20 protein-coding genes are annotated in these 19,644 nt (G+C 38.4%); 14 read left to right on the top strand and 6 right to left on the bottom strand.

The window, feature by feature from the left end; translation table 11 throughout:
• Positions 1–228 precede the first annotated feature (228 nt).
• The 5 genes from GWJ01_RS09120 to GWJ01_RS09100 all read left to right on the top strand — a co-directional run bounded on the left by GWJ01_RS09120 (position 229) and on the right by GWJ01_RS09100 (position 6,320).
• Complete coding sequence (locus tag GWJ01_RS09120; RefSeq protein WP_109394124.1) at positions 229–792, top strand: fimbrial protein; 564 nt, start codon at positions 229–231, stop codon at positions 790–792.
• A 64-nt stretch (positions 793–856) separates the two neighbouring features.
• Complete coding sequence (locus tag GWJ01_RS09115) at positions 857–1,576, top strand: fimbrial biogenesis chaperone (protein WP_109402054.1); 720 nt, start codon at positions 857–859, stop codon at positions 1,574–1,576.
• A 38-nt stretch (positions 1,577–1,614) separates the two neighbouring features.
• The gene (locus tag GWJ01_RS09110; protein WP_161710999.1) at positions 1,615–4,260 is read left to right on the top strand and encodes a fimbria/pilus outer membrane usher protein; all 2,646 of its coding nucleotides are present in this window, start codon (positions 1,615–1,617) and stop codon (positions 4,258–4,260) included.
• Between the two features lie 36 nt (positions 4,261–4,296).
• Positions 4,297–5,424 (top strand): fimbrial protein, encoded by a 1,128-nt coding sequence (locus GWJ01_RS09105; RefSeq protein ID WP_161710998.1) that lies wholly within the window; start codon positions 4,297–4,299, stop codon positions 5,422–5,424.
• A gap of 215 nt (positions 5,425–5,639) precedes the next feature.
• Positions 5,640–6,320 carry an HAD family hydrolase gene (locus tag GWJ01_RS09100; RefSeq protein ID WP_109394127.1) on the top strand — a complete coding sequence of 227 codons (681 nt, stop codon included), beginning with the start codon at positions 5,640–5,642 and terminating at the stop codon, positions 6,318–6,320.
• Positions 6,321–6,385: 65 nt separating this feature from the next.
• Here GWJ01_RS09100 and GWJ01_RS09095 read toward each other — a convergent pair whose 3' ends face one another.
• The 6 genes from GWJ01_RS09095 to GWJ01_RS09070 form a co-directional block, all read right to left on the bottom strand.
• Positions 6,386–6,961: a TerD family protein gene (locus tag GWJ01_RS09095; protein WP_109394128.1), complete on the bottom strand. Its 576-nt coding sequence runs from the start codon at positions 6,959–6,961 to the stop codon at positions 6,386–6,388.
• 79 nt (positions 6,962–7,040) lie between these two features.
• A complete protein-coding gene (locus tag GWJ01_RS09090; protein WP_072070083.1) occupies positions 7,041–7,619 on the bottom strand; it encodes a TerD family protein in 579 nt (192 codons plus the stop codon).
• 53 nt (positions 7,620–7,672) lie between these two features.
• Complete coding sequence (locus GWJ01_RS09085) at positions 7,673–8,713, bottom strand: TerC/Alx family metal homeostasis membrane protein (RefSeq protein WP_161710997.1); 1,041 nt, start codon at positions 8,711–8,713, stop codon at positions 7,673–7,675.
• Positions 8,714–8,747: 34 nt separating this feature from the next.
• The gene (locus GWJ01_RS09080; RefSeq protein WP_075672880.1) at positions 8,748–9,203 is read right to left on the bottom strand and encodes a tellurite resistance TerB family protein; all 456 of its coding nucleotides are present in this window, start codon (positions 9,201–9,203) and stop codon (positions 8,748–8,750) included.
• 25 nt (positions 9,204–9,228) lie between these two features.
• Positions 9,229–10,407, bottom strand: coding sequence for a TerD family protein (locus GWJ01_RS09075; RefSeq protein ID WP_161710996.1), 1,179 nt, complete (start codon positions 10,405–10,407; stop codon positions 9,229–9,231).
• The gene (locus tag GWJ01_RS09070) at positions 10,408–10,992 is read right to left on the bottom strand and encodes a TerD family protein (protein WP_072064329.1); all 585 of its coding nucleotides are present in this window, start codon (positions 10,990–10,992) and stop codon (positions 10,408–10,410) included. It abuts the gene before it with no gap.
• A 324-nt stretch (positions 10,993–11,316) separates the two neighbouring features.
• Here GWJ01_RS09070 and GWJ01_RS09065 point away from each other — a divergent pair, with 324 nt between their 5' ends.
• The 9 genes from GWJ01_RS09065 to GWJ01_RS09025 all read left to right on the top strand — a co-directional run bounded on the left by GWJ01_RS09065 (position 11,317) and on the right by GWJ01_RS09025 (position 19,555).
• Positions 11,317–12,384, top strand: coding sequence for an ATP-grasp domain-containing protein (locus GWJ01_RS09065; protein ID WP_161710995.1), 1,068 nt, complete (start codon positions 11,317–11,319; stop codon positions 12,382–12,384).
• Positions 12,385–12,398: 14 nt separating this feature from the next.
• Positions 12,399–13,535 carry a phosphoribosyltransferase domain-containing protein gene (locus tag GWJ01_RS09060; protein ID WP_196715211.1) on the top strand — a complete coding sequence of 379 codons (1,137 nt, stop codon included), beginning with the start codon at positions 12,399–12,401 and terminating at the stop codon, positions 13,533–13,535.
• A complete protein-coding gene (locus GWJ01_RS09055; protein ID WP_109402060.1) occupies positions 13,528–14,298 on the top strand; it encodes a hypothetical protein in 771 nt (256 codons plus the stop codon). Before GWJ01_RS09060 ends, GWJ01_RS09055 begins: the two co-directional genes overlap by 8 nt.
• Before the next feature lie 2 nt (positions 14,299–14,300).
• Positions 14,301–15,377 carry a cysteine protease StiP family protein gene (locus GWJ01_RS09050; protein WP_161710993.1) on the top strand — a complete coding sequence of 359 codons (1,077 nt, stop codon included), beginning with the start codon at positions 14,301–14,303 and terminating at the stop codon, positions 15,375–15,377.
• A complete protein-coding gene (locus GWJ01_RS09045) occupies positions 15,377–16,321 on the top strand; it encodes an HpcH/HpaI aldolase/citrate lyase family protein (protein ID WP_109402062.1) in 945 nt (314 codons plus the stop codon). Before GWJ01_RS09050 ends, GWJ01_RS09045 begins: the two co-directional genes overlap by 1 nt.
• 283 nt (positions 16,322–16,604) lie before the next feature.
• Positions 16,605–17,096 (top strand): hypothetical protein, encoded by a 492-nt coding sequence (locus GWJ01_RS09040; RefSeq protein WP_023582799.1) that lies wholly within the window; start codon positions 16,605–16,607, stop codon positions 17,094–17,096.
• A 523-nt stretch (positions 17,097–17,619) separates the two neighbouring features.
• The gene (locus GWJ01_RS09035; protein WP_100271047.1) at positions 17,620–18,258 is read left to right on the top strand and encodes a vWA domain-containing protein; all 639 of its coding nucleotides are present in this window, start codon (positions 17,620–17,622) and stop codon (positions 18,256–18,258) included.
• A 17-nt stretch (positions 18,259–18,275) separates the two neighbouring features.
• Complete coding sequence (locus GWJ01_RS09030) at positions 18,276–18,917, top strand: TerD family protein (RefSeq protein ID WP_100271048.1); 642 nt, start codon at positions 18,276–18,278, stop codon at positions 18,915–18,917.
• The gene (locus GWJ01_RS09025) at positions 18,917–19,555 is read left to right on the top strand and encodes a vWA domain-containing protein (RefSeq protein ID WP_075672662.1); all 639 of its coding nucleotides are present in this window, start codon (positions 18,917–18,919) and stop codon (positions 19,553–19,555) included. The genes GWJ01_RS09030 and GWJ01_RS09025 overlap by 1 nt, the downstream gene beginning before the upstream one ends.
• The last annotated feature ends 89 nt before the right edge of the window (positions 19,556–19,644 follow it).

Below are 19,644 nucleotides of genomic sequence, written 5' to 3'. Positions count from 1 at the left end.
GCTTTATGAAGTTAGGGATGTTAACAACCGACAAAACTATTATTTCGCATTAATAGATAATTATTAGGAAAATAAAAAGCGCTTATTAAGCGTTTTTATTCGCCATGGATGGCTTTTATTTATTTTTACACTAATAGCTAGTCAAAAAAATAAATTACTAAATATTATTTATAATGTTTAGCTATTTATTAAAACGTAGTCATCTAATATAAAACGAAGGAATTTAGAATGAAAAAATCTATCATTGGTGCATCTTTAGCAATGGCATTTGGCCTAATGGCTGGTAATGCAATTGCTGCTGATAATACTGGTACGATTACTTTTAATGGTGAATTAACTGATACTACTTGTAAAGTTGACATTGAAGGTCAAGGCCCTGATGCAACCATTACTCTACCAACAGTTAGTACTAACGTTTTACAAAATGCAGGTGAAGTGACTGGCCGTACTGCATTTAATATGAACCTTTCTGATTGTAAAATAGGTGTGGCAGGTCATAACACTGTTTCTGCATTCTTTGAAACTGGTGCAACAGTGGACCAAGCGACTGGTCGTTTGAAAAATATGGATGTTGCTGCAACTGGTGCAAAATTAGTCCAGTTACAACTGTTAGATGGAGCTAACTTTAACGCAATTAAAGTAGGTAACACATCTCAAGTAAATGATACTACTTATTATACAATTACTAATGATAAAGCCACCTTACCATACGCTGTAGAATACTACGCAATTGGTAAAACAGAGGCTGGTAAAGTAACAAGTAGCGTTGTTTATACTCTGCAATATAAATAATCGAAATAAACAGAGGGGAGTTTCTCCTCTCTGTTTGCTTTTTATTAATGGAATAAAGATAAATATGATAGCCCCTAAATTAATTAAAAGCTTTTTTTTTAGTTTATTATTAATCATTTCCACATGGGTAAACGCTGGTGTTGTTATTAGCGGAACTCGTGTTATTTATAATGAAAATGAAAAAGAAGTCACAGTCAAAATTAGTAATGAAGGGAAAGTTCCTGTTTTAATTCAAAACTGGATTGATACTGGTGACGTTGATGCAAAACCTGAAAATATTCAAGTCCCTTTTGTATTAACTCCCCCTATATTTCGCATTGAGCCAGAAAAATCACAATCATTAAGAATTAGTTTTACGGGCGCTACAACATTACCTAAAGATAAAGAATCTATTTATTGGTTAAATGTATTAGAAATACCACCTAACGCAAATACGGAAATAGATAATAAATTACAAATTGCTTATCGTTCAAGAATAAAACTATTTTATCGCCCTGATGTACTAAAAGATAAAATAGGGGCAATTAATGCTGCGGAAGGTCTTCAATTTTCAGTTTCAGGTAATACTTTAAAAGTCATCAATAATGCCCCTTATTATGTTTCTTTAGTTTCTATTTCTCTTAATGGAAATGATAAACAACCTATTGATGGTGAATTAGTTCCTCCATTAGGTAGCCATGACTTTGCTATACCCAATGGGATATCTGCAAATACGGGAAATAAAATCGTTTATCGATATGTAAACGATTGGGGCGCAATGAAGATAGTTGAATCAAAAATTTAATTCTCCAGTGACTTCATAAAATATACGGGAATACTCAAATGAGCAGTTATATTTTAAAAACTATTATAATATCTGCTGGTGCGACTTTTTTTCTAATCGCACCCTATACCTATGCAGAAAATATAACAGAGATCGAAAATAATAAATGGTTACCTAATGGCACTCCTGTATTATCGACCAATACGTCACCTTTATTACAAAATAATACTGCCTCATCAACAGAGAATAGTGAGTCTTCTCATACAAATGGAAATAACTCACTCTCATTTAATCCTATTTTTATGAATACATCTCAAGGTGAGATTGATATCAGTCGCTTTGATAAAGAAAATACTTTCTTGCCGGGTACATGGAATGTTGAAATCTATGTCAACAGCCAATTTATGACAAGAACACCAGTCACCTTTAAAGATATGGCAAATGACCAAGTATCGCCTTGTTTAACTAAAGATATCATTGGATTAATAGGGTTTAAAAGTGACAAAATAACACCGCTATTAAAAAGTGCGTTAGAGCTACATGAATGCATTGCACTAACCGATTTTGTGCCCTCAACTGACGTAAGCTATGACCACTCAGTTCAACGTTTAACGATCAACACACCACAAGCTCTTGTTGGTTATAAGCCCCGTGGGTATGTAAGTCCTTCACTCTGGGAACGAGGTATAAATGCGTTGTTAGTAAGCTATAACGCAAACTATTTTATGTCTCGTAGCAACGGAACAAATTACAAATCAGCATTCGTTGGTGTTAATAGTAACCTAAATTTAGGTACATGGAGTTTCCATCACACTGGTAATTATTCATGGAATGAACAAAATGGCCATGACTACACATCAACTTATAATTATCTACAACGTATTATCACTACAATAAAAGGTGTCGTTCAAGTTGGTGATGTTCTTACAACAGGACAACTTTTTGATTCTCAACCATTAAGAGGTATCCAACTCTTTAGTGATGAGAAAATGTTACCTGACTCACAGCGTGGCTTTGCGCCGACTATTCGTGGTGTCGCAAAATCCAATGCCCGAGTCATTATTCGCCAAGATGGGCGAGTGATCCATGAAATTGCCGTACCGCCAGGTCCATTTGAAATTGATGACCTTTATCCATCAGGATATGGTGGTAACTTAGATGTCACCATTCAAGAATCGGATGGGTCACAACAAAACTTTAAAGTCTATTACGCTTCTGTTGTGCAGTTATTACGTCCTGGGCAACATAACTATACGGTAGCCGCTGGCCATTTAAACTCATCGTCTGTTGACTATGACCCAACGTTATATCAAGCCACTTATCGTCGCGGATTAACTAATCTGATAACGGGTTATGCGGGTATACAGAGTACCGGTGCAGATTATTACGCACTTCAAGCTGGTTTTGCATTAAGCACGCCATTAGGCGCATTTTCTGCTGACATCACTCAAGCACGTTTACACTTAAATACAACATCGTCAAAAGTGAATAGCGGACAAAGTTATCAAATCAGTTATAGCAAATTTATTCAAGATACTAATAGTAACCTGACGATTGCTGCCTATAAATTTAATACCGAAAAATTCTATGATTATAGCTCTGCCGTTCAAGCTATTAATGAAGAACGCTATGGGCGCAGTATCAACAATATTTGGCGTCCCAAAAGCCGCTTTAATGTCACGATTGATCAAGGTTTACCCGAAGGTTGGGGAACATTCTATGTCAGTGGATTTACACAAAACTACTGGAATAATGACACAACCGACTTGCAATACCAAATGGGTTACAACAACCGCTGGAAACGTCTCTCTTATGGCTTAAATGTCGGTCAAGCACGTAATGCCGATGGTAAAAAGGAGACATCGTTTGAATTGAACTTTATTTTACCACTCTATGATTTAAGTGTTGATCATATGCCGACCTTAACCGCTGCCTTAACACGTAATGGTCGAGGAGATGTAGGTGAGCGTATCGGGATCTCTGGATCTGCTGGTGAAAATAATCGTTATAACTACGGTATAACAGCAATGAATACAAACCATGGTGTTGGATCTAGCATGACCTTGAATGGTAGTGCAAAAACTAATTATACCAACTTAACAGCTAACTATGGTTTAGGTGAGCATTATCAAAATGGTTCGATCGGTGCTAGTGGTTCATTAATTGGTTGGTCTGGTGGCGTGGTTGCAACCCCTTATCAAGGCAATACTTTTGCCGTGGTTGAAGCAGATGGCGCTAAAGGTGCCAAAGTCAGTGGCTATCCAGGCATTGAAATCGATGGATTTGGTCATGCAGCTGTGCCTTATTTAACCCCATATCAAATGAATGACATCACGATTAACCCGAAAGGAATGTCAAATAATATCGAGCTACAAAATACGCAAGCGCGCGTTGCACCGTTTGAAGGTGCGATCACTAAAGTGGAGTTTAAAACTAATGCAGGTATCCCTCTATTAATTACAATCCAACGTAATAATGGTGCTATTCCATTTGGTAGTGTCGCTTACGATGAACAGAACAATGAAGTGGGTAGTATAGGTCAGGGAGGACTTCTCTACGCCCGAGTTGAAAAAACGTCAGGTCGCTTAACCGTGAAATGGGGACCAGGTGAAATACAGCAATGTACTATTAATTATAGTGCCCCAGCACCAGATAAAGATAATCAAAGTAGTTTTGTTCAACTTACTAGTGTATGTGGAGAATAAAGTATGAAGCCGATTATTAAAAATTCATTAGCCTTAATGCTTCTACTTTTTCCTGTTGCGGAAGTAATGGCAAAACCGGATGTCAAATGTACAATGGATGCCCCTTTATTTACTCGCTCGATGATAGTAACCGGTAATATTTTTGTTGGGCCTGATATGCCAATAGGTTCCGTTGTTTATCAGGGACAAATAGATTATAACAACAGAGCACTAAATTATGAGTGTACTGGTGATTTTTCAGAAGATCCAAATAGAGTAATCTGGTTTGCGGAAAGACAGGAGTTGAAAATACTAAGCACAGCAGGAACACCTGTAACACGTCCGGGTATTCCATCTAATGTTTTTCGAACAAATAATCCAGGGCTAGGTATTGTATTTTATGCAAACCGGAATAAAGAAAATACATTACCACTTGGCATTCCTAAGTTATCTTGGGAAGGACAACGAGAACTTAATGAAAATCGGAAGTCACTTCGGTATTTTGCTGCACCAATATTACATTATTCAATAATTAAAATTGGTCCAATTCAACCGGGTACTTTTGATCTAACTAACATTGCACGGATGCAACTTGATGTTAATTATCCCGATAAAAATCAAGTTGATGCGCCAGGATTTCCCATTGTAGCTTCATATATAGAGATCTCAGGCTCCATAACTGTGACATCATCAAGTTGTAAAACCCAAGATTATACGGTGGAGTTGGGTAAACACGAAACATCTACATTACCCAATAAAGGTAGTACAACCAAATGGATAAACTCCGATATTATATTAACCAATTGTCCTGCATTTAGGGGTTATTATTCAGGAGGTAAGGGAAATGTATACACAAGTGAAGTGGGCCAAACATTCCCTGAACGCGATCCAAACGAGATCAAAGTCACCATAAAACCTGTGAATCCAACTATTCCTGAATATCCGGGTACTTTTAAAGTAAATGATGTTCCAGGTGCAGCAAAAGGTGTAGGGATCCAACTTGCTTTTGGAGCAACTGGTGAAGATTTTGTTAAATTTAATACGCCAGCTACCTTTGCACAACCTGTTACTGAAAAAGCAGGAACAGTTAGTATCCCAATGCGCGCACGTTATATTCGTGTTGATGACCGCTTATCCGCAGGTTCCGCCAATGGTGCTGCAACCTTTATGATTGAATATTATTAATCCCTTATTCTGTTTGCCAACAGCCTAAAATCACACCTCTTAGCCTAAATCACTAAGAGGTATTTTTTATGGCTCATTACTCTACTTCTCATTATAAATGAGAAAAATCATTATTTATCAATAAATAAGGCTACCTCTATCTCATTTTTAGAACAATGATATAATAAGTAAAATATATTTTTCAAACTCTGATGATTTACGGAGCCTTACCCTGTATGCAACCCCAATTTGAAAACGCGAAAAACACCGTAAAAACGTTATCAGTGTTTGATTTTGATGGCACATTAACCTATCACGACAGTTTTATTCCTTTTCTAAAATTCGCCTTTGGTAAACGTAAATTCTCACGCCGTTTAATTAAAATGGTATTACCGACATTACGTTGCTTTAGACGCAAGCTCACGCGTGATGAACTAAAAGAAGTGCTTATCAAAACCTTTCTAACCAATATTGATGAACAATGGTTAAAAGAAAAAGCAGAAGAATTTTGCAAACTTTACTGGACTAAATTGATGCGCCCTGCTGGCTTATTCGCTGTTGCAGAAGAAGTGAATAGCAATGCTGAAGTGACCATTTGTTCTGCATCACCTGCTATGGTATTACAACCTTTTGCCAAGCGCTTAGGCATTAAACTAATAGGAACAACACTTGAAGTTGTTGATGGAAAGTTGACTGGTAAAATTATTGGTAATAACTGTCGTTGTGGTGAAAAAATAAAACGATTAGAAGCAGTATATGGGGACTTAACACAATACCATTTAAGGGCGTGGGGAGATTCTCGTGGTGATCATGAATTGCTTTTTGCAGCGCAAGATCCTCATTGGCGTCACTTTCATACTGGTCGTCGTAAATCTAAAAATTCACCGATTAAAGTGACCGTAAAAAAAGAGTCTTAATCGCTGACTCTTTGTTTATCGATACAAACAAATAGCCCCCGCTAAAGCGAGGGCTAAATAAAGCATTAGATATTTACGCCGTGTTGTGCTGCTAACGCACCTAAACCACCCGCAAAACCTTGACCAACTGCTTTGAATTTCCACTCTGCACCGTGGCGATATAACTCACCAAAGATCATTGCGGTTTCTGTTGATGCATCTTCAGAAAGATCAAAACGTGCAATTTCAGTATTATTGTCGTTGTTATAAACGCGCATAAAACTGTTGCTGACCATACCAAAGTTTTGTTTACGGTTTTCTGCATCATAAATAGTAACTGCGAATACCAGTTTTTTCACTTCAGCAGGGACTTTTGATAGGGTGATTTTTACTTGCTCATCATCACCATCGCCTTCCCCAGTACGGTTATCTCCTTGGTGTTCAACGCTTCCGCATTGACTCAATTTGTTATTAAAGAAGATAAAACTTGCGTCTGAAAGTACTTTTCCATCTTCACCTACCATGAACACTGACGCATCTAAATCGAACTCTGCGCCATCAGTCACGCGGGCATCCCATCCTAGACCAACCATAGCAACCGACATTGTTGGTGCTTCTTTAGTCAGAGAAACATTACCACCTTTAACGAGGGAAACTGCCATATCAAAGCTCCTACTTTATTGAATAAACTGGCAATCACATCTTATGACTGCCAGCGTTTAGTGTCTTACAAATCGGCTATCAAGAGGCATTAATACCGTATTGAGCACAAACTGAACCCAAACCACCTGCATAACCTTGACCAACAGCACGGAATTTCCACTCCGCGTTATGGCGATATAGTTCACCAAATAACATTGCGGTTTCTGTTGATGCATCTTCAGTTAAGTCATAACGAGCAACTTCAATTTGGTTGTCATCATTAACTAAACGAATAAATGCACCTGATACTTGGCCAAAGCTTTGGCGACGAGCTTGCGCATCATGGATAGTCACAACGAAGATAACCTTATCGACATCATTCGGGATCATGTCTAATTTGATTTTCAGCGCTTCATCATCACCATCGCCTTCACCGGTACGGTTGTCACCAGTGTGAACAACAGAACCATCAGCAGATCTTAAGTTATTATAAAAAATGAAATCGGCATCGCTACGCACTTTTCCATTTGCAGCTAACAGAAATACAGACGCATCTAAGTCAAAATCTTGACCATCTGTAGAACGGGCATCCCAACCAAGTCCGACAAGGACGTTTTTCATCGTTGGGGCTGCTTTGCTCAGAGAGACATTACCACCTTTAGAAAGAGAAACGCTCATTTTATAACCTCTTTAGTTTTGTTTTTAATATTCTGATTTCTCAAGAATATTTATTAATTTGTCTTACCTTCATCATCTTTTTTCTCTGGGAATACAAAACTTGCAATAATGCCCAGAGCAAGAACACCTAGCACAACAAATAGGCTAGTTGTCGCGGAGATGCTGTATCCATGTTGCCAGATATGATCTGTTGCATTTAAACCCAGTTTTGCAGCAATAAAGAACAACAACACAATAACCGCTTTTTCAAGGTAAACCAGATACTGTTTTAACGCTTCTAACACGAAGTAAAGCGTACGTAAGCCTAAGATTGCGAACATCATTGCACTATAAACAATAAGGGGTTCACGGCTTACTGCGATAATAGCGGGAACCGAGTCGAAAGCAAACATCACATCGGAAAGCTCTACAACCGCCACACACAGCATAAGTGGTGTTGCATATAACGCCGCTTTTGTACCACGACCGATAGTAATTTCTTTGTTTTCTGGTTTTGCTAGTTCAGCATCGACTTCTTTTTGTGTTAATACGAAAGCGTGCCCTGTGATTTTTGGCCATATAGGGAAAAATCGTTTAACTAAGCGATAAGCAAGATGTTGTGAATAGTCTTCAATCTCTTCACTATCATCACCACTTTTCAGCATCATAACTGCCGTCCAAGCAACGATTAAGGCAAATACTACCTCAACATATGGTCCTAAACTTAACAGTCCTGTACCGATGGCAACAAAGATCCCACGGAAAACGATAGCACCAATAATACCCCAATAAAGAACGCGGTGACGGAAGCGATCAGGGACAGCAAACCAAGAGAAAATCGCCATCATGACAAACAAGTTATCAACGGAAAGCACCTTCTCTAATGCATAACCTGTTACGAATAAGCTCGCAACTTCTGCACCATGGTGAATATAAAGGAATCCTGCGAATACCATTGCAATGGCAACCCAGAATATAGACCAAAATATGGCATTCTTTAACGTTATCGGCTTATCTGCACGATGCATAAATAAGTCGATAAAAATAGCGCCAATCGCAAGTACAACAAAGACAATGACAGTTTCTGTCGGAAAACCAATATGTGTGGATACCATAATAATTCCTGAACGGTTCCCTATATTAAATTAATTACAAACCAAATTCTGCGGGCTCAAAGCCTAATGCAATGGCAATAGCACGCACCGCTTCTTTTTCATCATTGTCAAAATCACCATCACTTTTCGCAACAGCGATACCGACACGAATAGCTAATTGCGCAGCTTCTGGCTGATCTTTCATTGCCAGAATATACTTCATGGTTTCGCCTTTACCGACTTCGGTATCAAACTCGAAACTCAAGATTAGCTTATTAAAGAATTCGATAACTTCAGAAGTATCAAATACTTTAAGTTCATCCGATGCTTTTAAAAAACCAAGCATCTTCTGTTTTTCTTCAGAACTTACACCGTCACTAGCAATGGCGATACGTGCACAAATCGCAACAGTACCTTGCATAAATTTTTTATTTTTAAAGCGACCAACTTGCTTGGCTAACTCAGAACGGCCTGTATTAAAACCTTCTTTTAATTTGTTAAAAAAACTCATGTTATTTTTCCTTATATCAACTTGATCACTTAGAGCCCGCTGTCCAGCGAAATCCCCACCCGTACGCATTATCCATATCACGGTGGCCTTTAAAAAACTCATTGAGACGTTCAACTTTTATTGATCCGTTCTCATTAACAAGTCGGGCAATAGCACACATGCCGCGACCATTATTACCATCAGTTAAGCGTGTTTCGATAGGTGGTTGATCTGGCACATGAATAGTAACCACGCCATCCGTCTTGCTCCAATTCGGCACACCTTCATAAATAAACGCGAAAATCAGCACTTGCTTGATATTTTTCCATTCACGTCCATTCACAAAGATCCATTCACCACCAGCAACATCGCCTGTGCGATCATCGCCTTGTAATTCAACATAAGGAATACGATTAAAATCGCCAAATCCGTTTCCTAATGCCTGAATAACAGACTTATGCCCTTGTTGAAGTTCAACGAATGCACCGATATCTAAGTCGATACCTTTATTACCACCAAACAATCCACCTAATAACCCAGAACCCCCACTTTTGCTTTCACGATGCCAATCAAGGTTGATTCGAATTTTACCGAAGTCATCTTTCTTCGTGAGGCTGATTGCCGGTTTCTCTTTGGTTAAAGAGACCTTACTTAAGTTCACCGAACTTGGCGCTGGAGCTGGTTTCGGTGCTGGCGTTGGCGTTGGCGTTGGCGTTGGCGTTGGCGCAGGATCTGCAATATCAACACCAAAATGTTCAGCGAGTGGTTTTAAGCCGCCGTTAAATCCTTGAGCAATAAAACGGAACTTCCAACTACCATTACGACGATACAATTCACCTAAAATTAATGCCGCTTCTGGACGACCGTTAATATCAACATTACCGTTCGCTACAACTTCGTTATTAGCGTCAACTTGAATCGACAATCGTTGTAAATTTGCAATTGTTTGCTGACCATCACAGGTTGCCGTAAACGCAATTCTTTCAACATCTGGACGTAAACGGGTTAAATCTACGGTAAATGATGTGCTGTTACCTACCATGGCATAAATAACAGTACGATCATCACTCGCAGTTTGCCCATAAAACACCATATCGGTGTCGCCATTCACTTTACCTGACGCATAAAGTCTAAAAGCAGAAACATCAACAGGCGCACCTGATTGAATTCTAACGATTAATGTTTGATTAGGAACAGGTAAGTTCCCACCTGGAGTCATATTCATTTATCGCACCACCGTAGCCACAATATCAGGCATCATGTCGTTGATAACACGGCCTTTACAAGGCGCACCAAACGCAGTGAAATCCCATTGACCATGATTACGTTGCAAAGAAGCAATCACGATACCTGTATGAGAACCTTGCTCTGTTAAGGTATAACGCACCAACTCTTTGTTAGTTGTTTTATCAACAACACGGCAGAATGCGTTTTCAACTTCATTAAATGTTTGCCCACGGAAACTGTTTACTGTGAATACCAAATATTCAACATTTGTCGGTAAACGATCTAAATCAACGAAAATTGTTTCATCATCGCCATCACCATCACCTGTTAAGTTATCACCAGAGTGAATAACTGACTGACAACTTGATTTTAATTTTCTAAACCAAATGGTATCGATTTGATTGCCACTTGCGTCAAGCAATACGCAACTTGCATCTAAATCAATAGAACCACCACCACCAAAAAGACCGCCTAATAATCCTTTTTTCTTAATCGGATCCCAGCCCAAACCAAACATTAAATGGCTCAGTGTAGGTGCTTGTTTACTGAGAGAAACTGTTTGATTCTTGCTTAATGAAACCATAATTAAATTCCTTCAGAGGTAGAGTGAAACAATAACGCCATTTGTGATTAAATCCATATCATGAAAATCATCATATCATGATGAAGTACATGAGCAAGACTATTTTTCTTATTCAAACTTAAAGTTTTGTCAATTTATTGATATTAATGATATTTTTATTGTAATTAAATGTTAAAAACACAAGAAAATCATAATAATAACGTAATCAATCACTCGATTTTAAAATTAACTCAAATAAATCATATTATGATTGACACAGTTCTTCGAAATCTTCATGATTATAGGCATCGAACCCTACACTTTTATTTCACGGTATACAGAGTAATGAATAACACAATTTGGTTCATGGAAGGTTTATCATCACAACGCGATATAATTCAAAGTGTTAAAGACTTTGCAAAACAGCAACGCCAAGAGATCTTTGTGCTTGCGTCTCATCGTCATACTCGAAATGAGATTTTATCGCTTGCTGATGGGGCTTTTTATGAACCTCTTGAAGAGACATTACGCTTAAAATTTATCGCTGATGTTGTAAAACAGTACCAAGTCAGTGTCATTCACACGGGTCGCAATAGCGCATGGTTTGAATTACACCGCCAAGAAATTGAGTCGTTAGGGGTAAAATTAACAACCGGAGCCACACAACTTGAACAGCTTCAGTTAGCTGATAATAAAGTCGCCTTTGCACAAGCAATGGAACAATGTGGACTTCCCGCAGTACCTTCTATTTATATTGAATCGATCAATGAATTAGAAGCGCATATCAAAGAGCCTCCTTTTGGTGAAACTCCTTTATGCATCAAACCCGTAAAAGGGATTTATGGCATGGGTTTTTGGCGTTTTGAGAATCAAGTTTCGCCGATGACACTGTTTAATCACCCAGAAAATCGCCAAGTCAATCCTCAACAATATCTTGATGCATTAAAAGCGGTTGAGTGTTTTGAACCTTTAGTCTTAATGCCTTATTTACCGGGTCCAGAATACTCTGTGGATATGGTGGTTGAGCAAGGTAATGTTATTGCCGCTGTTGCTCGACGCAAAGAGGGTGCAATACAGCATTTAGAAATTTCAGGCGAGGCTTATGAATTAGGTAAAGCATGCGCAACAGCGATGAAAGCCGATGGACTTGTGAATGTACAGACTCGAAATAATCATCAAGGTCGCCCGCTCTTACTTGAAATTAATATGCGCCCTTCTGGTGGTATTGGTTATACCCAACATTGTGGAATTAACCTTGCAGGTATTTTTGCTTTACGCCAATTAGGATTAATGAGTATTGAAGAGGCTCAAGCCCAAAATAACCATTTTACACCAACAAAAATACGCTCAATCACCGATTCTATTGTTTTCAATTCAACGTTAACAAACTTAATCAGTACGGATAATAATTAATAATGAAAAATAGTATGAGTGACTCATCCGTTTATCGTCGGCCTCTTTCTTGTGGCACATTAAGTGTGACGCCAAATTGCCCTATTGAGTTACTTGATGAATTATTTGATATTGCAGAAAGACGCAATCCTAAGCGTGCATTTTTATTTGTCAGTAAAGTATTGGGGCGTCATATTCCTGTTTCACCGAAAAAAATGCGTGAAATCTATCAAAAACTTGCCTGCCAATTTCCTGACTCACTTGAAGGCCCCGTCCTGTTTATTGGTATGGCAGAAACCGCAGTCGGTTTAGGTGCTGGCGTTTTTGATGAAGTGAGAAATCGCTATCAACAAGCTATTTATTTAACATCAACACGCCATCCTGTTGCTCAGGGTGAATTACTGTGTGAGTTTAAAGAAAATCACAGCCACGCGACAGATCACTTACTCTATTTGCCTAAAACAGCAGAGCAACGCCAGTGGGTACAACAAGCAAAAACTGTTGTATTAATTGATGATGAAGCCACTACGGGTAATACCTTTATTAACCTGCTTTCAGCACTGCGTGAAGAAGGTGGATTAACCCATATTGAGCAGGTTATCGCTGTAACCTTAACTGATTGGAGTGGTGATTCTATTGCTGAGCGCTCCCCATTACCGATTAAGACTCTCTCTTTAGTTCAAGGGAAATGGCAATGGGATGCTGATCCAAACGCGCCTTTACCTGTTATGCCTAATGTTAATATTACTGCATCAGGGCAAGTTGCGATCACCGGTAAACAGAGCTGGGGTCGATTAGGAATGACAACGCCGGCAAGTGATCTAGGCTTATCCATCAATTCTTCTTTGGGTGAAAAGATCCTTGTTTTAGGATCAGGAGAATTTGTCTGGGAACCGTTCTTACTCGCTGAACGTCTTGAAAAACAAGGTGCTATCGTAAAATATAGCTCGACAACCCGTTCACCTATTTCAACCAATTTTGCCATTCAATCAGCGATTACATTTACTGATAATTATGGTTTAGGTATTCCTAACTTCGTCTATAACGTGGCTCATCAACAATTTGATCGTATTTTGCTTTGTTGTGAAACACCAGCCGAAAGTATTGATCAGCAACTGATTGAAGCTCTCAATAAAGTTGCCCCTATTGTTGAGGTAATCAGTTATGACTAAGCCTGTTATTTTAACTGATCTCGACGACACCTTATTTCAAACACGTCGTAAAATGATCGATGAGTTAGCGCTAGAACCCTATAAAACTGGTGCACTCGACAGAAGCTTAGAACCTCGTAGCTTTATGACTCAAGAGCAAGCCATGCTTGTCGATTGGATGTTAGAGCACGCAGATTTAATCCCAGTTACTGCGCGCGGAACGGAAGAAATTAGCCGAGTCACCATTGCGTTTCATTCTTGGGCGATCACCACACATGGTGCGGTGATCTTAACGCCTGAAGGTAATGCAGATGCACAATGGCAAAATCATATCACTCAAAGCTTAGCGCCCTATACACAGCGTTTGTTGACGCTACAACAATCAATCACGCAATTAATGGCGCAGCGAAATATTGATGGTTGGGCACGTATTAACTATGAATATAATGATTTGCCTATTTATTTAGTCATGAAGCATAACGATAGCACTCGCTTAGACGAGCTATACGCCATAGGTGATGAAATAGAAAAAACATTTTCAACCGACGGTTTTTATATTCATCGCAACAGTAACAATATTGCTTGGTTACCAGAGCCTATCGAAAAAGGTAAAGCTGTCACCTATTTGCTCAATAAATTAAAAGCTGAGCGAGGTGTTTTCCCAGTGATTGGACTTGGCGACAGCCTTAGTGATCATCGCTTTATGAAATTATGCAGTTGGTATGGGCTTCCTCGTCAAAGCCAATTTGCAGATGCGATTAACACAAAAATTTTTGGAGAATAAACATGATGGATCATAAGCCATTTTCTGGCTCTTATGTATCAGGAGATGTCGATTTCCTACTTCAACCGGTGAATATCGAAATGACGCCCGTTGAGTTAAAAGAAGAGCTGATACAGTCGGGTAAACGCCACTATTCTGACATGCTAAGTCAAGAGCCTGAGCCAACAACATGGCATTTAGACCTCTTTGAAAAAGCGCTAGAAACAGGTGCTACACGCTTAGCAACTGAAGTCATAATGTTGGCTAAATCACTGATTGAACGCTTTGGTGATACCCCAATAATCCTAACAAGCCTGGTTCGTGCAGGTGTTCCTTTAGGCGTCATGTTGCAACAAACATTGCGTAAAATGGGAAAAACCTCTTATCACTACGGTATTAGTATTATTCGAGATAGAGGCATTGATAGCGAAGCACTTTCATGGATAGAACAACTCCACGGTACAGAAGGTATTGTTTTTGTTGATGGATGGACAGGAAAAGGCGCTATTACAGGTGAACTTATTCGTTCATTATCAGGACGAAAAGATTATCCAGCTCAACCTCGCCTTGTCGTCCTTGCTGATCCTTGTGGCTGTGCATGGTTAAGTGCCAGCGATGAAGATTGGCTTATCCCCTTTGGGATCATGGGAGCCCCTGTTTCAGGATTAATTTCACGTTCAATTTGGACTGAAAAAGGCTTTCACGGTTTTGTGGATTGCCAACATTTAAAACAGTATGAATGCAGTCGTTACCTTGTTGATACTGTTGGAAAAGTCGTTGATACATTAATTGACAACGATATCCCACTCGCCACATTTAAAGAACAACAATCAGACTTAAAAAAGCTGAGCGAAAACGTCGTTAGTTCACTTGCAAACAAATATGATATTTCAAATATCAATCGTATAAAACCCGGTATTGCTGAAGCCACACGCGCTGTTTTACGCCGTGTACCTGACCATGTTCTTGTAAGAGAAATAACCGATCCTGATGTTGCGTTACTGGTTTATCTTGCGCAGGAAAAAAATATTGCTGTTATTGAAGCGGGGCAAGCGCTTGGTCAATATCGTGCAGTGACTATCATTAAAAAGGTGAAATAATGATTGAACGATTATCCCCGTGGAATTTAGGGGCAACGCTTTATATGCCTGCAACACGAACAGATATCGCAACAACGATTATCAACCAGAAAATCGAAGGGTTACGCTCTTTAATTATTTGTTTAGAAGATGCCGTGAGTGATGCCGATATTCCTGTTGCGTTAGAAAATTTGGCTGCGTTATTAAATACCTTAGCAGAACACAAAAAAAACAGTGATTGTAGCCATTGGCCACTACTGTTTATTCGCCCTCGCCACACTGAAATGGGTCAATGGATCACTGAAAACCTTGATGTCAGTGCCATCGATGGTCTTGTTTTGCCTAAGTTCACGCAAGCTTCTCTACCAGTTTGGTGGAATATTATTGAAAATACGCATTTATGCATGATGCCAACACTTGAAACAGAAGAAGTGTTTGATGTTATTCAAATGACAGAGCTTGCAAACTACCTATTAACTCACCCTTGCCATAACAGAATTATTGCATTACGTATTGGTGGTAATGACTTAATGAATGTCATTTCTCTTAGACGTAATCGTCAATTAACACTTTATGATGGCCCAATGGGTTACGTGATAAAAATGTTGGTTGCTGTCTTTGGTGCTCGCCAGTTCGCCCTTACTGCGCCTGTTTGTGAGCATATTGATGATCACCACATTATGGATAAAGAACTGGCGCTTGATATTGCCAATGGCCTTGTTGGTAAAACGGCAATCCATCCAAAGCAAATTCATAAAATTGAACAAGCGCTCATGGTGTCTCAATCTGATCATTCAGATGCGTTGCGTATTTTAAATTCAACACAAGCCGTCTTTAAATCACAAGGTGCAATGTGTGAACCTGCAACACATCGTCGTTGGGCATTGAGTATTTTAACTCGAGCTAAAATTTATGGCATTATTCCTAACCAACAAAATAATGCTCAACGTTTTAACGCAACATAAAATACTCTATAACCGACGGCAATCTCTATGAGATAAAATAATTATCTTATATTGATTTCGATTTATAAGTTTCTAGTTAAAGCATGTTATCTTTAACTAGAACTTATAAAAATAACGCGAATTTTTTATTTAAAAAAGTGTATTTTTTTTATTTCAATTATTAATTTATACTACATTTAATAGGAAGCTTATTTTATTTATCCTTGTAAATACAGAACAAGAATAATAGAAATTATTGCTAAATATTTTAACACACGAATGACAGAATAAGTGGTAACTAAGCATGCAATTAAGCACTCGTCAGGTCAGAGTCTTTACACTGGCAACCCTTTTAAGCTCTGGAAAAAAGGTTCCAACCATTAAGATTATTTCTGCTCTTGAATGCTCAGAGCCTACGTTAACGCGCGTTTTAAAAGAGATAAGAGATTCTTATGGCGCTGAAATAAAGTACAGCAAAGCTTCTCGCGCATATCAAATGACTGAACGAGGTCAACTCGATAGCAAAGCATTACGCCGTATGCGTGAGGCATTATCTGCCAGTGAAGATCTTCGTCATAATGGAATGACAAGTCGAGTTTATCTCGATAAAGATAAGAAAAAATCAGTTTCACTTTCATTAAAAATGTCGGCATTACGTAAGATTGATAGATTATCTTATTTAAATAATTCCACGCGTAGTGAAGCTGTTGAATTATTAGTTGATCACTATATTGAAAATTTAATTCAATCAACACTTGCTGAAATAGCAGAGAAAGAAAAAGAAAAAAAGAATTAAAAATAGATAATAAAAAGTAACTTGATACTTCGGTATCAAGTTATTTTTTATAAAATGATAAAAATAAAAAAATATATATAAAACTTATTTAACAAATTTAGTTTATATATTAATTCTTACTCTTCTTCTATTTTAGAACACGTTAAAAATAGAAATTACCAATATACCAACAGATTGAATTAGTTAATTTTTCATAATTTTCATTATTTTTAATTAAAAAGGTACTTATACTTAGTCATTATAAGTCAATCATTTAGAGCCGTTCTTATTGTGATAGCACAATAAAAAACATTCTCTTTAATAAAATTAAATCACTCAACCACTCAATTTAAGTGTGAAAAATAGCTTAATTACTATTTTATTTTACTTTTCATGCTATCTTTATTCAGATTAATAATATTGGACAATCATCACTGCGTTTTTTCCCTAATTTAATTAAACTAAGCATTATCTCAATTGAACACCTTCATGAGTCGGTTAGTATATTAATCGCTTATTTCTATCTCACTCACAGGATAAATGCATGAGAAGATTGCCAGTTTACCTTTTACTTGATACATCAGGTTCTATGTATGGAGAACCTATTGCAGCAGTAAAAAATGGCGTTGAAATGCTCTTATCAACACTACGCCAGGATCCTTACGCATTAGAAACCGCTTATATTTCTATCATCACCTTTGATTCAACCGCACAACAGATTGTACCGCTCACTGATTTAATTAATTTTAAAGTACCTGATTTAGTCGCAAGTGGAACAACTGCATTAGGTTCAGCACTTACTTTAGTTTCCAGTCGTATTGAAAAAGAAGTACAAAAAACCACGGCTGAAACAAAAGGCGATTGGCGCCCATTAGTTTTTGTGATGACAGATGGAGCCCCAACAGACGATTGGAAAAAAGGCGTTGAGAAATTTAAAGCGGCACGCACGGGTGTTGTTATTGCGTGTGCGGCAGGACGAGCAGCACAAACTGATGTGCTAAAAAATATCACCGAAATTGTCTTACAGCTAGATACTGCGGACTCCAACACCATTAAGTCATTCTTTAAGTGGGTTTCAGCCAGTATTTCTGTCGGTAGTCAAAAGGTCGATTTAACTAAGAAAGATATTAATGATCTTGATGACTTACCACCGCCACCTCCTGAGGTTAACGTTGTACTTTAAATAAAAAAGGAATGAATATGTCTGTTAGTTTAAAAAAAGGACAAGGTGTTAGTTTAAAGAAAAATGAATATGACCTTTCCTCTGTCACTATCGGTTTAGGCTGGGATATCAACGAAGAAAAACGCGGATTTCTTGGTGGGCTTTTTGGTAAAAAAAGCGAAGAATACGATTTAGATGTTATCGCCTTCTTATGTGGCGAAAATGGTAAAGTTAACGATTTGGGACAAATTGAAGGCGGGCAACCTTCTCTCGTCAATGGCGATATTATTTTCTTTAATAGCTTACAACACAAATCTGGACAGATTTGGTTAACGGGTGATAACCGAACTGGTGCTGGCGATGGAGACGATGAGCAGATCATCGTGAAATTAAACACACTTGATCCTAAATTTACCAAAATTGTCTTTATTGTTCAGATTTACAATGGTCGAGAGCTACAACAACACTTCGGTAAAGTACAAAACGCCTTTATCCGCGCTGTTGATGCCAAAAATGTAGAAATGGCTCGTTTTGATTTATCTGGAGGCGAAGCCTTCAACAACCAACGTTCAATGCTGTTTGCTGAATTAGTCAGAGAAGAAAATGGCTGGAAACTTATCGCCATTGGCGAGCCTTCAAGTTCAGATAGCTTCATTTCTTACTTAAAGGACTTCACCTAATGAGAAGACTCCCTGTTTACCTATTAATCGATACTTCTGGATCAATGAGGGGTGAATCTATTCATGCGGTTAACGTTGGCATACAAACAATGCTTAATGCATTGAGACAAGATCCTTACGCATTAGAAAGTGTGCATATCTCCATCATTACCTATGATAATGAAGCTCGTGAATTTATCCCATTAACCGCATTAGAGGATTTCCAATTCTCTGATATCACTGTACCTAGCTCTGGCGGTACTTTTACGGGGGCAGCACTGGAGTGTCTAATCAAGTGTGTCGATCGTGATATTAAACGCTCTGATGGTGACCAAAAAGGTGACTGGCGCCCTCTCGTTTTTTTAATGACCGATGGCACACCTTCTGATGCTTACGCCTATGGTGAAGCGATTAAAGAAGTGAAAAAACGTTCATTTGGTTCGATCATCGCTTGTGCTGTTGGCCCGAAAGCCAAACACGATCACCTTAAAGAACTCACATCTCAAGTAGTGGCTTTAGAAACGCTAGACTCCAATGCCTTCTCTGGCTTCTTTAAATGGGTTTCTGCCAGTGTTGCATCCGGCAGCTCAAGTGCAGGCGTGAATACGGATAAAGATACCCTACCGCCACCACCTCCTGAAATCCAACTGGTACTGTGATCTGCAAAAGCAAAGCGCTTCAAAAGGCTTTGCTTTTATTTTATTCAGGCTTTGGTTTATTCATCACAATACATAACAGCCACAATAAA

This window comes from Proteus sp. G2618 (assembly GCF_009915995.1).
Lineage (GTDB): Bacteria > Pseudomonadota > Gammaproteobacteria > Enterobacterales > Enterobacteriaceae > Proteus > Proteus terrae.
This window is presented reverse-complemented; position numbering and strand designations above follow the sequence as displayed.

What these genes read in the sequence shown, in the direction of transcription:
- GWJ01_RS09065 (WP_161710995.1), top strand. Translation starts at nt 11,317, where the DNA reads ATGAATAACACAATTTGGTTCATGGAAGGTTTATCATCACAACGCGAT.
- GWJ01_RS09105 (WP_161710998.1), top strand. Translation starts at nt 4,297, where the DNA reads ATGCTTCTACTTTTTCCTGTTGCGGAAGTAATGGCAAAACCGGATGTC.
- GWJ01_RS09055 (WP_109402060.1), top strand. Translation starts at nt 13,528, where the DNA reads ATGACTAAGCCTGTTATTTTAACTGATCTCGACGACACCTTATTTCAA.
- GWJ01_RS09030 (WP_100271048.1), top strand. Translation starts at nt 18,276, where the DNA reads ATGTCTGTTAGTTTAAAAAAAGGACAAGGTGTTAGTTTAAAGAAAAAT.
- GWJ01_RS09110 (WP_161710999.1), top strand. Translation starts at nt 1,615, where the DNA reads ATGAGCAGTTATATTTTAAAAACTATTATAATATCTGCTGGTGCGACT.
- GWJ01_RS09040 (WP_023582799.1), top strand. Translation starts at nt 16,605, where the DNA reads ATGCAATTAAGCACTCGTCAGGTCAGAGTCTTTACACTGGCAACCCTT.
- GWJ01_RS09060 (WP_196715211.1), top strand. Translation starts at nt 12,399, where the DNA reads ATGAGTGACTCATCCGTTTATCGTCGGCCTCTTTCTTGTGGCACATTA.
- GWJ01_RS09075 (WP_161710996.1), bottom strand. Translation starts at nt 10,407, where the DNA reads ATGAATATGACTCCAGGTGGGAACTTACCTGTTCCTAATCAAACATTA.
- GWJ01_RS09080 (WP_075672880.1), bottom strand. Translation starts at nt 9,203, where the DNA reads ATGAGTTTTTTTAACAAATTAAAAGAAGGTTTTAATACAGGCCGTTCT.
- GWJ01_RS09095 (WP_109394128.1), bottom strand. Translation starts at nt 6,961, where the DNA reads ATGGCAGTTTCCCTCGTTAAAGGTGGTAATGTTTCTCTGACTAAAGAA.
- GWJ01_RS09100 (WP_109394127.1), top strand. Translation starts at nt 5,640, where the DNA reads ATGCAACCCCAATTTGAAAACGCGAAAAACACCGTAAAAACGTTATCA.
- GWJ01_RS09035 (WP_100271047.1), top strand. Translation starts at nt 17,620, where the DNA reads ATGAGAAGATTGCCAGTTTACCTTTTACTTGATACATCAGGTTCTATG.
- GWJ01_RS09115 (WP_109402054.1), top strand. Translation starts at nt 857, where the DNA reads ATGATAGCCCCTAAATTAATTAAAAGCTTTTTTTTTAGTTTATTATTA.
- GWJ01_RS09085 (WP_161710997.1), bottom strand. Translation starts at nt 8,713, where the DNA reads ATGGTATCCACACATATTGGTTTTCCGACAGAAACTGTCATTGTCTTT.
- GWJ01_RS09070 (WP_072064329.1), bottom strand. Translation starts at nt 10,992, where the DNA reads ATGGTTTCATTAAGCAAGAATCAAACAGTTTCTCTCAGTAAACAAGCA.
- GWJ01_RS09050 (WP_161710993.1), top strand. Translation starts at nt 14,301, where the DNA reads ATGATGGATCATAAGCCATTTTCTGGCTCTTATGTATCAGGAGATGTC.
- GWJ01_RS09025 (WP_075672662.1), top strand. Translation starts at nt 18,917, where the DNA reads ATGAGAAGACTCCCTGTTTACCTATTAATCGATACTTCTGGATCAATG.
- GWJ01_RS09120 (WP_109394124.1), top strand. Translation starts at nt 229, where the DNA reads ATGAAAAAATCTATCATTGGTGCATCTTTAGCAATGGCATTTGGCCTA.
- GWJ01_RS09045 (WP_109402062.1), top strand. Translation starts at nt 15,377, where the DNA reads ATGATTGAACGATTATCCCCGTGGAATTTAGGGGCAACGCTTTATATG.
- GWJ01_RS09090 (WP_072070083.1), bottom strand. Translation starts at nt 7,619, where the DNA reads ATGAGCGTTTCTCTTTCTAAAGGTGGTAATGTCTCTCTGAGCAAAGCA.